We start from the raw sequence: 11,989 nt of genomic DNA on the forward strand, positions 1-11,989 counted from the left end.
CATGGCGGCTCCCCCGTTCCCGATCAGGCACACCGCGACCGCGAACCTCCCCCGGCCCACGCAGTTCCTCCCCGGCGCCCCGGCCGCCGTGATCGATCTGCAGACCGACGAGGGCGCCGCGTCGACCGGGACGACCTGGCGGTACAGCGACGCACGGGTCGAGGAGATCGACTTCGTCGAGATCGGCTCGGAGACCGACCCCCTCGGCCCGGGCACCATCCCGAACCGGACCTTCGATGTCCTGCCGCACGCCGGACCGGCCGACTTCGACGACTCCGGCTGGCGCGTGCTGTCCCCCGCCGACACCCAGGTGCGGCTGGCCGGCGGGAGGGTCTGCTTCAACTGGTACCGGCTGAGCGTGACCGTGCCCGAGCGGATCGGGGATCTCGATCCCACCGGGTACACCGTCGTCTTCGAGGTGGTCGTGGACGACTACGCCGAGGTGTGGGTCGACGGCCGGCTGCCCGTGGCCCTCGGGGACGCCGGCGGTCAGGTGGTGGCCGGCTTCAACGCGCCCAACCGGGTGCTGCTCACCGACGACGCCCGGCCCGGGCAGACGTTCCGGATCGCCGTCTTCGGCGCCAACGGCCCCATCTCGGCGTCTCCCCGCAACTACATCTGGCTGCGCAGCGCGACGCTGGACCTCTACCGCCCCGAGCAGGCACGAAGCACGGAGCCGGTCCACTATCACGTCACGCGGGCGGCCGCCGCGCTCGACGCGATCCTGGAGCCCGGTGCCGAACTCGAGCGCGTGGCCGGCGGGTTCGAGTTCACCGAGGGCCCGGTGTGGACGGCGGACGGCGCGCTGCTGTTCAGCTCCCCGAACACCAACCAGATCTACCGCTGGAGTCCCCGCGGCCAGGTGACGGTGTTCCGCTCGCACAGCGGCTACACCGGCGCCGACATCGGCCGGTTCACCCAGCCGGGGTCCAACGGCCTGACCTTCGACCCGCAGGGGCGCCTGACCATCTGCCAGCACGGCAACCGGCGGGTGCTGCGCGTGGAGCCGCACGGCGACGTCACCGTCCTGGCCGACCGGTACCAGGGCAGGCAACTGAACAGCCCGAACGACCTCGTGTACCGCTCGGACGGCACGCTGTTCTTCACCGATCCCCCGTTCGGACTGCCCGGCGGCTTCGACGACCCCAAGAAGGAGCTGCCGTTCAGCGGCGTCTTCGCCGTTCACGACGGGGCCGTCCACCTGGTCGCGGACGGGTTGCAGGGTCCCAACGGGATCGCCCTGTCACCGGACGAGCGGCACCTCTACATCGGCAACTGGGATCCCGCCGCCAAGGTGGTCATGCGGTACGACGTGGCGGCGGACGCGTCGCTGTCCGGGGGGCGCGTCTTCTTCGACATGAGCGACGCGGAGGGCGAGGACGCGGTCGACGGGATCAAGGTCGACCGGAACGGCGATCTGTACGTCTGCGGGCCGTCCGGGATCTGGATCCTCGCCCCCGACGGCCGGCACCTGGGCACGCTGCATCTGCCCGAGAGCCCGCACAACCTCGCGTGGGGCGACGCGGACGGCCGCGGCCTCTACGTCACGGCACTGACCAGCGTCTACCGGATCCGCACGAGCGTTGCCGGCGTCCGCCCGGGCACGGAGGAGGACCGATGAGCACGGGTCTGGATGTCGGGACGACGCTGCGCGACTTCGAGTTGCCCGACGAGAACGGGACGAAGTGGCGACTGTCCCAGCTGCAGGGCTCCGACGCCATGGTGCTGCAGCTGGGCCGGGGCGAACACTGCCCTCGGGAACGCGCCTACCACCGGGAGCTGCTCGAGCTCCAGGAGGTCCTCCCGATCGCCTTCACCTCCCTGGTGACGGTCCTGCCGAACGATCTGCACGACACGTACACGATGAAGAGCTCCACCGGCGCGTGGTGGACCTTCCTGTCGGACGGCGACCTGGAGGTCCAGCGCGCCCTGCAGATCGACGAGTACACCGATCCCCACCACGCGGCCACCGTGCCGCACACGCTGATCCTGGCGCCGGGACTGGTCATCGACCGCGTCTACTGCGGGTACTGGTACTGGGGGCGCCCGTCCGCCGACCAGCTCTGGCGGGACCTGCAGGACCTGTTCCGGCGGACCAAGGCCGACTTCGACCCCACCACCGACGAGGCGCGCGCGGCCTGGGACCGGGCCCAGCCCGCGGCATGACCTGAGCCGTCCGCGCCGACCATGTCGGAGATCTGGACCCTCGACGTCCCGGCGGGCGAGAAGGTCGTCCGCACGATCGCCGTCTACGCCGCGCTCGCCCTGCTCCTGCGGGTCGCGGGGAAGCGGAACCTCGCACAGCTGAACTCGTTCGACCTCGTCGTCGTGCTGCTGCTCTCCACCGTCGTCCAGGACGCGCTCATCGGGCCGGACGACAGCGTGACCGGCGGGCTGCTCGCCGCCGCCGTCCTCATCGCGACCAACGCCGTGGTCGTCCGGGTCATCTCCCGATCCGAACGGGCGGTGCGGTTGTTCGAGGGCGCCGACGTCCCGCTGATCAGGGACGGCCGGTTCCTGGACGGGTTCCTCCGGAGGGAGGGGCTGCGGCGCGCCGACGTCGAGGCCGCCCTGCGTGCGCAGGGCGCCGACGGTGCCGGCGACGTCGCCGAGGCCGCCCTCAGTCCCGGCGGCACCATCGTCGTCTGGCTGAAGCCGCCCCGGATGTCCGCGACCCGCGCAGACATCGACGCACTCCACCGGCGGCTCGACGCCCTGCACCAGGCCGTCGAGGACGTCGCCTCGGGTGCCCCCGGGGACGGGCACGGGGTCGGCTCCCGGAGGCCGGGCTAGGGGCTGGGCAGGACGTCGGAGGACTCCACCCCGAGCAGTTCCAGGCCGAGATCGCGGATGCGGTCGAGGATCCCGAAGACGGCGGCGGAGTCGACGCAGACCCCCGAGAGCGCGGTTCGCCCTTCATCGACGCCGGCGAGGCCCAGCGGTTCGAACGCCGCGGCGAGGCGCTCGGTGAGGATCCCACTGACCGTGATCCGGTAGAACCGCTCGGGCATGCCGCCAGGGTGCGCCGTGGGGAACCCGGAGGCATCCACCGCGCCCTCATCTCACCCGGGTGAGATCGCCCTCGGGGGGAGGCACGCCCTCCCCTGCTGGACGAGGCTCACTGCCAGACAGCCCGGGGAGGAACGATGCCTTCGCTCAGCCGCCCGGCGCCGGTCGACGCGGACACCGCCGACCAGGACACCGCCGAGAGGGAGACCGTGCCCGGCGGGGATGCCGCACCTCCGGATGCGGAGCTGCTCGACCGGCTGCGCGCCGGCGACGCCGCCGCGTTCGCCGCCGTCGTCGACGCGTGGTCTCCGGTGATGCTCTCCGTCGCCCGGCGCTACGTCCACGACCGGCACGCCGCGGAGGACGTGGTGCAGGAGGCGTGGCTCGGGGTCATCAGCGGGATCGCGCGGTTCGAGGGGCGTTCCTCGGTCCGGAGTTGGACGTTCTCCATCCTGATCAACCGGGCGAAGAGCCGGTGGGAGCGGGATGCGCGCCTCGTCTCCTCCGCCGAGCTGACCGGCTCTCCGTCATCCGGCCCCACGGTCGACCCCACCCGGTTCCAGGGACCGGACGGCGCCTACCCCGGGCACTGGACCTCCACGGGGGCGCCCCGGCCGTGGGACCAGCCCGAGAGCGGGCTGCTCAACCAGGAGATCGGGCAGCAGCTGGAAAGGGCACTGGCCGGATTGCCCGAACGGCAGCGCCTCGTGGTGGAGATGCGCGACGTGCAGGGCATGTCCGCCGAGGAGACCTGCGCGGCGCTGCACCTGTCGGCCGGGAATCAGCGCGTCCTGCTGCACCGCGGCCGGGCCGCGCTGCGAGCCGCGCTCGAGGACTACTACGACGGCTGATGGCCGGTCCATCCTGAGGAGTGCCGAGGGCCTCACCCGCGAGGCCCCAGCGACGAGCCCCCGGGGGCCCCATGGACGACCTGTCCGGCAACGCCGTGCTGGTCACGGGGGCAGCATCCGGGATCGGCCGCGCCAGCGCGGTTCTGTTCGCCCGGGCCGGGGCTGCCGTCGCGCTCGTCGACGTCGACGGGAACGGCCTCGCGGTCACCGCCGACCTGGTCCGCTCCTCGGGTGCGCAAGCCGAGGCGATCGTCGCTGACGTGGCCGATCTCTCCGCCGTGGCGCGCGCGGTCGACGACACCGTGGAGCGCTTCGGCCGCCTGGATGCGGCCCACAACAACGCGGGGGTGGCCGGCCCGTTCCTGCCGCTGGACGAGTACCCGCCCGAGGAGTTCCTGCGGGTCCTCCAGGTCGACCTGGTCGGCGTCTGGCACTGCATGCGCGCCGAGATCGCGCAGATGCGCCGTCAGGGCCGCGGCGCCATCGTCAACACCTCCTCGATGCTGGGTGACGCCGCGATGCCGGACAACGGCGCCTACATCGCAGCCAAGCACGGAGTCAACGGGCTCACCCGGGCGGCCGCTGTCGAGCTGGCCGGGACCGGCATCCGGGTCAACGCCGTCGCGCCGGGCGTCACCCGGACCGGCATGACGTCCGAGGTCAGCGCCGGGCTGCTGCAGCGCGTGCCGCTGTCCCGGATCGCCGAACCCGACGAGATCGCAGCGGTCGCGGTGTGGCTGTGCTCGCCGCAGGCGAGCTACGTCACCGGCTCCATCGTGATCGCCGACGGCGGATGGCTCGCCGGATGACCGCCCGGGGACGCCGGACGGTCCGGCCCCACCAGCGGTCGTCAGAGCAGGTCCAGTGACCGGGCGCGCAGCACCGCGTCGTCCCGCGACTCGGCGCCCAGCTTGCGGTAGATCGACCGCAGATGCGTCTTCATCGTGTTCGGGCTGACGAACAGCGAGCCGGCCATCTCCCGTTGCGACATCGTCGTCGGGAGCAACGCGAGGATGGCGAGTTCGCGCTCGGTGAGCCGCTCCGTCAGCGCCGCGGCGGACGGACGGACCCGACGCGCACGCTGCTCGCGGCCGAACCAGTCCCGGACGGTCGGACCGGGATCGGCACAGTCGCGGAGCACCGCGGCAGCCGCGCTCAGCCAGCGCTCGGTGTCTGCTGCCCGGTCCGGTCCGGCGTGGCGCGCCGCCTCCGCCGCGGTGATGAGCGCGGCGGCCTGCTCAATCCGCCCAGCGCCGCGGCCGGCCAGCTCGGCGGCCGCACCGGCGGCGACCGTGGCGTCGTGCCACCGGCCGCGGGCCACGGCCAGCCGCGCCGCCGCCAGGGCGGGGAACATCGCGACGAAGTGGCTGTCGACGCGGGCGTCGGCGACGACGGCTGAGGCCCGGGCGAGCACCGCCTCCGCCGACCGCAGGTCGCCGGTGAGGACTGCGACCAGCGCCTGAGCCCCGAGGGCGTAGATCTCAGCGAGCCGGTTGTCGGTGTCCTCGGCCAGAGCCGTCGCGCGCCGCAGCCGCTCGTCCGCCTGTCTCAGCTCGCCCAGCCAGAGCGCGCAGTTCCCGCTCACCAGGTGCTGCACGGTGACGAGGAAGGGGTCGGCGGGCCGGCCCCGCAGGGCAGCGAGCCGCTCCCCGGCCCGTGGCAGGTCTCCGGCCTTGAAGGCGTGGAGCGCCCGCAGCACCCCGACGTGCACGTCGTCGGCGGCGACGTGCTCCGCCGCGGCCAGCGCCGCGCCGGCCTCGTCGAGCCGGCCGCGGTCCATGTGCAGCCAGACCCGGGCGACGGTGAGCCGGGGGTCGGCGGCGAGCTGTGCGGGGGGCAGCGCGTCCAGCCAGCCCTGGACGGTCTGCAGATGGCCGAGGTTGAACTCCGCCCGCCACGTCTCGCCGATCAGCGCCCCGGCGAGACCGAGATCCCGCGATGCGATGGCGTGCCCGATCGCCTCACCGGACTTCCCGTGGTCCCGGAACCACTCGGCCGCCCGCCGGTGCAGCCCTTCGGGATCCGCGAGCCGGGAGAGTGCCAGCTCGTACCGCAGCAGGTCGCGGAACAACTGGTGATAGCGGAACCACCGGCCCTCGTCGTCGAGCGCGCTGAGGAACAGGTTCGCCCGCTGGATCTCGTCCAGCAGCCGGACGGCGTCGTCGCGGCCGGTCACCGCATCCGCCAGCGGCGCGCACAGTCGCGGCAGCACCGAGGTCTGCAGCAGGAACGCCCGCAGCTCTGGTGACAGAGAGCCCAGCACCTCCTCGCCGAGGTAGTCGACGACGTGCCGGTCGGCGCCGGTGAACCGGTCGATGAAGTCCACGCGGGCCTGCCGGTCGGGGCGATCCATGAGGCGCAGGGCCGCCAGCTGCAGCCCGGCCGCCCAGCCCTCCGTCCGCGACACCAGCCGCTGCACGTCGTCGGCGGAGAGGTCCGGCACCGCTGCGCGGTCGAGCATGCGCGCCGCCTCCTCGGCGGTGAACCGCAGCTGCTCGGCCCGGATCTCCACCAGGTCACCGGCCACGCGCAACCGGCTCGACGACAGGGGTGGATCGGTCCTCGAGATGACGATCAGGTGGAGCGAGCCCGGTGCGTGGTCGAGCAGGGCGGCGACCGACCGGTGCACCGGCCGGCTCGCGACGACGTGGTAGTCGTCGAGGACCAGCACGAGGTCACCGGTGGAGGCCAGTCCGTTGACGAGCACGGGCAGGACGTCGCGCTCGACGTCGGCGCCGGCCGCGTCCAGGCGTCGCAGCGCTGCGGACCCGACGGAGGCGTCGGCCTGCTGCACGGCCAGGAGGAGATACCGCCAGAACCGGGTCACGTCGCCGTCCGCGGCATCCAGTGACAGCCAGCCGCTCGGGACGCCGACCCAGCGCAGCCACTGGGCGACCAGCGTGCTCTTCCCCCAGCCGGCCGGGGCGACCACGAGGGTCAGCCGGGCGTCCACGGCTCGCGAGAGCCGCTCGTGGAGTCGCGGTCGCTCGATCGGGCGCGTCCCGACCGCCGGGACGAACAGCTTGGTGGTGATGACGGGCTCCACGGAGGCGTCCTCGCGCCCAGAGGGCGGCAGCACCGGCTCCCCCCGCGCGGGTGACACCGGCAACCTCTCGACCGACGAGAGCCTCATGGCCCGTCCCGCTCCCTCCCGGTGCGCGCCGCCTCGGACGCCTCCGTCGGGTCGGGGACCAGCCTGGCAGGCCTCCCACCGGCGGGGGTAGAGCTCTCCAGCACCGGGTCACGCGGCTCCATCGCCGGAGCGCGCCCCGGGGACAGATCGGGATCCCGATGTAACGCAACCGGGCACGGGCGGGACTCCGGGGCATGACGATGACCGCACCGCGGGCCCTGGTGGCCACGCGGACGAGCTGGCACCGGGTGGCCGAGCACGTCCTCGCCGCGGGTCAGTTCACCGCCAGCGGGACCATCCGCCTGCGGCCCTGTCCGGGGGGCTTCGCCACCACGGTGGGGCTCGGTGATCGGCAGCTCGCCGTCGTGGGCGACGAGCTGCTGGCGATCCGCGGGGACTCCCGACGTTCCCAGCCGCTCACCACCTTGGGCCGCGCCGCGCGGTTCGCCGGCGTGGAGCTCGGGCTGCGCGGCAGCTACACCCCGGCCACGCCGGCCGACCCCGACGCGCCGTTGCCGGTCGACCTGAGGGCCGCACGCCGGCTCGCCGACTGGTTCGCGCTCGGCGACGCTGCGCTGCGCCGCTTCGCCGAGCAGCTCGGCGAGCCGATCACACCGGTGCTCTGGCCCGAGCACTTCGACCTCGGCATCGCCGTCGGCGCCGTCAACTACGGCGCCTCCCCGGGGGACGAGGCGATGCCGGAGCCGTATCTCTACGTCGGGCCGCACGAGGGAGCGCCGTCCGCCGACCCGTTCTGGAACGCGCCCTTCGGAGCCGCGTCCGGCGCGCCCCACATCGTCACGACCGACGACGCCGTCGCCTTCTTCTCGGAGGGACGCCGACAGGTACTGAGGGACAGGAGCGGGACGTGAAGGGTCTGCAGGGCAGGAAGGCACTGGTCACCGGCGGCAGCTCGGGAATCGGACAGGCGATCGCCATCCGGCTCGGACAGGAGGGCGTGGACGTCGCGATCAACTACGTCGGCCCGCCCGCGGGCGCCGAGGAGACCCGGGACGCGATCGAGCACGGCGTGGAGATCTGCATGAAGGAGATGTCGACCGCGGGCACCCGACCGATCCTGGTCGCCGCCGACGTCTCGCAGGAGGAGCAGGTCGCCGCGATGTTCGAGCGGGTGCTCGCGGAGTACGGCCGGATCGACTTCCTGATCAACAACGCCGGCATCCAGATCGCCGCCGACAGCGACGAGCTCCCGGCCGCCGGCTTCGACAAGGTGCTCGCGGTCAACCTGCGAGGTGCCTTCCTGTGCGCGCAGCGTGCGATCCGCTCCTGGCTGCCGTCGAGCGCCGGAGGCAGCATCGTGAACGTCTCCAGCGTCCACCAGGTCATCCCGAAGCCCCGGTTCGTCGGCTACTCGGTGTCCAAGGGCGGGATGCAGAACCTCACCCGGACCCTCGCGCTCGAGTACGCCGGCCGGGGCATCCGGGTCAACGGCATCGGCCCCGGGGCGACGGTCACCCCGATCAACCGGTCGTGGATCGACGACCCGGTCAAGCGGCGGATGGTGGAGAGCCACATCCCGATGCGCCGCGCCGGTGAGGCCGAGGAGATGGCCGCGGCCACCGCGTTCCTGTGCTCCGACGAGGCCGCGTACATCACCGGCCAGACCCTGTTCGTCGACGGCGGGCTGACCCTCTACCCGTCGTTCGAGACCACCTGGTCGTCGGAATGACGACGCTGTCGCGGCCGCCGTCCGCCGAGGAGCGGACGGCGGGCTGGTTCCCCTCGCGGTGGGGCTCGCAGGATGCGGCCGGCGCGTTGAACGAGATCACGCCGGCCGTGGTCCTGGACGCCGTCCGGCTGGTGCGCAGCGGGCGGGTGCACGAGCTCGCGCACGTGCTGCACGCCGACGTCCCGGCGTTCCCGGGCCGCACGTTCCGCTCGTACCTGACGACGAACTACCACTACGTCAACCGCCGGCGGGCGGACGGAAGTCCCGAGGGCTGGGGCCGCAACGCGGTGAACTGGATCGTCGAGCAGATCACCGCCACGCAGCAGATGGGCACCCACCTCGACGCCCTCAACCACCTGCAGGTCGGCGACCGCACCTACAACGGATACCGGCTGGCCGACATCGCCGAGGACTGGGGCACCAATCGGCTCGGCATCGAGACGCTGCCGCAGATCGTCACGCGGGGCCTGCTGCTGGACGTCGCCGCGGTCCGCGGCGTCGACCGACTCGAGCCCGGCGCCGTCGTCACGGTCGCCGACGCCGAGGCCGCGCTGGAAGGCCGGTCGCTGCGCCCGGGGGACGGGGTGCTGTTCCACACCGGCTGGGGCGGCTGGTGGGGCGTGGACGACGACCGGTACTCCGCGGGCGAGCCCGGGCCCGGCCGGGACCTGGCCGAGTGGCTGGCCGCCCACCGCGTCGCGCTGACCGGCTGCGACACCTGGAGCTACGGACCGGTGCCGGCGGAGGACCCGGCCGAGCCGTTCGTCGTCCCCCAGACCCTCAACGTCCGGCACGGCGTCGTCGTGCTGGAGAACCTGCGGCTGGCCGAGGCGGCCGCCGCCGGGCTGCGCGAGTTCCTGCTCGTCGTCAGCCACGCCAAGCTGCGCGGCGCCACGGGCGCGTGGGTCACGCCGCTCGCCATCACGTGATCCGAACCGATCGGGAGACACCATGACCGAGCACGCCGACGTCATCGTCATCGGCTCCGGCGCGGGCGGAGGCGCAGTGACCTGGGCCCTGGCCCCCACGGGGAAGAAGATCCTGCTGCTGGAGCGGGGTGACTGGCTGCCGCGGGAGATCCAGAACTGGGATCCGCAGGCGCTCTGGGCCGACAAGCGCTACCACAACAGCGGGAAGTGGACCGACGGCGCCGACGGCCGGCAGTTCTCCCCCAAGCAGCACTACTACATCGGCGGCAACACGAAGTTCTACGGCGCCATCCTCTACCGGTTCCGGGAGCGGGATTTCGGTGCTGTCCAGCACGTGGACGGCGTGTCCCCCGCCTGGCCTATCTCCTACGCCGACCTCGCGCCGTACTACGACCGGGCCGAGCGGCTCTACCAGGTGCACGGGACGCGGGGCGAGGACCCGGACGAGCCGCCGGCGACCGGCCCCTACCCGTGGCCGGCGATCAGCGACGAACCGCGGATCGCGCAGCTGCGTGCCGACCTGACCGCCGCAGGCCTGCACCCGTTCTCGCTGCCGAACGGCATCCTGATCGACGAGGCGCGGCCCCACCTGTCGGCCTGCATCCGGTGCGCGACCTGCGACGGCTTCCCGTGCCTGGTCAACGGCAAGGCCGATGCGCAGGTCATGACGGTGGAGCCCGCGCTGCGGCACCCCAACGTGACGCTCCGGACGAGGGCGCGGGTGGTGCGGCTGGAGACCGGTTCCTCGGGGCGCAGCGTGAGTCGCGTCGTCGTCGACCGGGACGGCGTGCGGGAGGAGTACACGGCGGACGTCGTCGTCCTGGCTGCCGGCGCGATCAACTCCGCCGCCCTGCTGCTGGCGTCGGCGAGCGACCGGCACCCGGCCGGCCTGGGCAACGGCTCGGGGCACGTCGGCCGGCACCTGATGCTGCACAACAACTCGGGGCTGGTCGCGTTCTCCAAGACCCCCAACCCGACGCGGTTCCAGAAGACGCTCGGGGTCAATGACTTCTACTGGTCCGACCCCTTCGACCCGGACTGGGAGTACCCGGTCGGATCGATCCAGATGAACGGCAAGAGCGACGCCGTGCTCATCGGCTTCGACGTCCCCGACGCGCGAGACCCGGCCGACCTGGCCCGGCACTCCCTCGACTTCTGGCTGACCACCGAGGACCTGCCGCTCGACGAGAACCGGGTGACGGTGGACCGGGACGGCGCGATCACGCTGCGCTACACCCGCACCAACGCCGCCGAGGTCAGCCGCCTGCGCATGCGGCTGCAGAGCCTGCTCGACTCCATCCGGTGCGAGCAGGACGTGTACGACAACCGGCAGTACGCGGGCGGCCAGCTCGGCATCGGCGGCGTCGCCCACCAGAACGGCACCATCCGCTTCGGCCCCGACCCCGCCACCGCGCCGCTGGACCTCACCTGCCGCATGCACGAGGTCGACAACCTCTACGTCGCCGACTCGAGCTTCTTCGTCTCCAGCACCGCGGTGAACCCGACGCTCACCATCATCGCCAACGCCCTGCGCGTGGCCGACGAGATCGCCGACCGGCTCGGCGTCCGGACCGGTGCCTCCGCCGACCTGCCGATGCCGCGGCCGTCGGCTCCGCTCGGCAGCCGGATCCACTGACCCCCGCAGCACGGGCCCGCTCCGGGCTGCCGGGGTCCAGGAGGGCCCGGCAGCACCTGCTCGTGCGCCGGTGCGGGGCACGGATTGCGAGCCGGGGTGCCGACGGGCCTGCCGACCGCGAACTCGGACAGACCCGCAGCGCAATGCCGGATCGCAGGTCGAGGATGACCGCGGCCGTGGGTCGAGCCCAGCAGATCAGCACCAGCCCGCCACCGGGCGCCTCGAGCGGCTCGGGCCCGTGGTCCACCGCACCGTCGACCAGGGACGTCTCGCAGCTGTGGCAGAGGCCGGTGCGGCACGACCGGCGCACCGGCACGTCACATGCCTCCCCCCGGGGCTGGCGCCGCAGGCCGCGAGCGAGCCCGTGCTCGACGTCCTGGGGTGCCGGCGGCCGCCGTCCACGTCGAGTCCTTCGGGCCGGCGCAGGCGGCCGGCGGGATCGACCGGACGTCGGGCGCACCCGCCCTCGCCGGCGGCGTCCGGCGGCCCGCTGGTGACCTTCGCGCGGGCAGGGGTCAGCACGGGGTTCGGTCCGCCGCGGTGGAGCGGCCTGCTGGGAGCTGGCGGTTCTCCGGGCGGTCGCCGCTGGCGAGCAACTGCCGGAACGACCACGTCCACCCCTCGGACAGCGCCGGACGGCCAGCGCTGCGGCAGCGACGCATCGTCGCTGCGCACCCGTGCAGAGCAGCCGGGAGACCTGGCGCACGCTGAGGCCGGCAGGGTCGCGGTGGACGACGGTGA

General features: G+C 73.2%; 11 protein-coding genes and 1 pseudogene. 9 read left to right on the plus strand and 3 right to left on the minus strand.

Going from position 1 to position 11,989, the window contains the following annotated elements:
* Position 1: 1 nt before the first annotated feature.
* From ACI78Z_RS10690 to ACI78Z_RS10700, 3 genes are read left to right on the plus strand one after another with little or no spacing between them, the layout of a single operon-like run.
* Complete coding sequence (locus ACI78Z_RS10690) at positions 2-1,621, plus strand: SMP-30/gluconolactonase/LRE family protein (protein ID WP_457036511.1); 1,620 nt, start codon at positions 2-4, stop codon at positions 1,619-1,621.
* Positions 1,618-2,166 carry a peroxiredoxin family protein gene (locus tag ACI78Z_RS10695; RefSeq protein ID WP_457036512.1) on the plus strand — a complete coding sequence of 183 codons (549 nt, stop codon included), beginning with the start codon at positions 1,618-1,620 and terminating at the stop codon, positions 2,164-2,166. Before ACI78Z_RS10690 ends, ACI78Z_RS10695 begins: the two co-directional genes overlap by 4 nt.
* 21 nt (positions 2,167-2,187) lie before the next feature.
* Positions 2,188-2,793, plus strand: coding sequence for a DUF421 domain-containing protein (locus ACI78Z_RS10700; RefSeq protein WP_457036513.1), 606 nt, complete (start codon positions 2,188-2,190; stop codon positions 2,791-2,793).
* On the opposite strand, the gene ACI78Z_RS10705 is transcribed toward ACI78Z_RS10700, so the two are convergent.
* Positions 2,790-3,011: a hypothetical protein gene (locus tag ACI78Z_RS10705; protein WP_457036514.1), complete on the minus strand. Its 222-nt coding sequence runs from the start codon at positions 3,009-3,011 to the stop codon at positions 2,790-2,792. The two genes, ACI78Z_RS10700 and ACI78Z_RS10705, sit on opposite strands and share 4 nt — an antisense overlap.
* Positions 3,012-3,146: 135 nt before the next feature.
* Between ACI78Z_RS10705 and ACI78Z_RS10710 the strand changes: the two genes are divergently transcribed.
* Positions 3,147-3,860, plus strand: a complete 714-nt coding sequence (locus tag ACI78Z_RS10710) for an RNA polymerase sigma factor (RefSeq protein WP_457036515.1) — start codon at positions 3,147-3,149, stop codon at positions 3,858-3,860.
* Positions 3,861-3,931: 71 nt separating this feature from the next.
* Positions 3,932-4,669: an SDR family NAD(P)-dependent oxidoreductase gene (locus tag ACI78Z_RS10715; RefSeq protein ID WP_457036516.1), complete on the plus strand. Its 738-nt coding sequence runs from the start codon at positions 3,932-3,934 to the stop codon at positions 4,667-4,669.
* 41 nt (positions 4,670-4,710) lie between these two features.
* Here ACI78Z_RS10715 and ACI78Z_RS10720 read toward each other — a convergent pair whose 3' ends face one another.
* On the minus strand, positions 4,711-6,906 hold the full coding sequence (locus tag ACI78Z_RS10720) for a LuxR C-terminal-related transcriptional regulator (protein ID WP_457036517.1): 2,196 nt from the start codon (positions 6,904-6,906) through the stop codon (positions 4,711-4,713).
* Positions 6,907-7,187: 281 nt separating this feature from the next.
* On the opposite strand from ACI78Z_RS10720, the gene ACI78Z_RS10725 reads away from it, so the two are divergent.
* From ACI78Z_RS10725 to ACI78Z_RS10740, 4 genes are read left to right on the plus strand one after another with little or no spacing between them, the layout of a single operon-like run.
* Positions 7,188-7,865: a hypothetical protein gene (locus ACI78Z_RS10725; RefSeq protein ID WP_457036518.1), complete on the plus strand. Its 678-nt coding sequence runs from the start codon at positions 7,188-7,190 to the stop codon at positions 7,863-7,865.
* Entirely contained in the window at positions 7,862-8,683 is an 822-nt protein-coding gene (locus ACI78Z_RS10730; RefSeq protein ID WP_457036519.1) for a glucose 1-dehydrogenase, read from the plus strand. Before ACI78Z_RS10725 ends, ACI78Z_RS10730 begins: the two co-directional genes overlap by 4 nt.
* Positions 8,680-9,612, plus strand: a complete 933-nt coding sequence (locus ACI78Z_RS10735) for a cyclase family protein (protein WP_457036520.1) — start codon at positions 8,680-8,682, stop codon at positions 9,610-9,612. Before ACI78Z_RS10730 ends, ACI78Z_RS10735 begins: the two co-directional genes overlap by 4 nt.
* 22 nt (positions 9,613-9,634) lie before the next feature.
* Complete coding sequence (locus ACI78Z_RS10740; protein ID WP_457036521.1) at positions 9,635-11,248, plus strand: GMC oxidoreductase; 1,614 nt, start codon at positions 9,635-9,637, stop codon at positions 11,246-11,248.
* A gap of 187 nt (positions 11,249-11,435) precedes the next feature.
* Here ACI78Z_RS10740 and ACI78Z_RS10745 read toward each other — a convergent pair.
* Positions 11,436-11,954, minus strand: a pseudogene (locus ACI78Z_RS10745) (hypothetical protein); the annotation flags it as partial.
* Positions 11,955-11,989: the final 35 nt, after the last annotated feature.

Source organism: Geodermatophilus sp. SYSU D01176 (assembly GCF_054050015.1).

What these genes read in the sequence shown, in the direction of transcription:
- ACI78Z_RS10690 (WP_457036511.1), top strand. Translation starts at nt 2, where the DNA reads ATGGCGGCTCCCCCGTTCCCGATCAGGCACACCGCGACCGCGAACCTC.
- ACI78Z_RS10695 (WP_457036512.1), top strand. Translation starts at nt 1,618, where the DNA reads ATGAGCACGGGTCTGGATGTCGGGACGACGCTGCGCGACTTCGAGTTG.
- ACI78Z_RS10725 (WP_457036518.1), top strand. Translation starts at nt 7,188, where the DNA reads ATGACGATGACCGCACCGCGGGCCCTGGTGGCCACGCGGACGAGCTGG.
- ACI78Z_RS10715 (WP_457036516.1), top strand. Translation starts at nt 3,932, where the DNA reads ATGGACGACCTGTCCGGCAACGCCGTGCTGGTCACGGGGGCAGCATCC.
- ACI78Z_RS10700 (WP_457036513.1), top strand. Translation starts at nt 2,188, where the DNA reads ATGTCGGAGATCTGGACCCTCGACGTCCCGGCGGGCGAGAAGGTCGTC.
- ACI78Z_RS10735 (WP_457036520.1), top strand. Translation starts at nt 8,680, where the DNA reads ATGACGACGCTGTCGCGGCCGCCGTCCGCCGAGGAGCGGACGGCGGGC.
- ACI78Z_RS10710 (WP_457036515.1), top strand. Translation starts at nt 3,147, where the DNA reads ATGCCTTCGCTCAGCCGCCCGGCGCCGGTCGACGCGGACACCGCCGAC.
- ACI78Z_RS10705 (WP_457036514.1), bottom strand. Translation starts at nt 3,011, where the DNA reads ATGCCCGAGCGGTTCTACCGGATCACGGTCAGTGGGATCCTCACCGAG.
- ACI78Z_RS10740 (WP_457036521.1), top strand. Translation starts at nt 9,635, where the DNA reads ATGACCGAGCACGCCGACGTCATCGTCATCGGCTCCGGCGCGGGCGGA.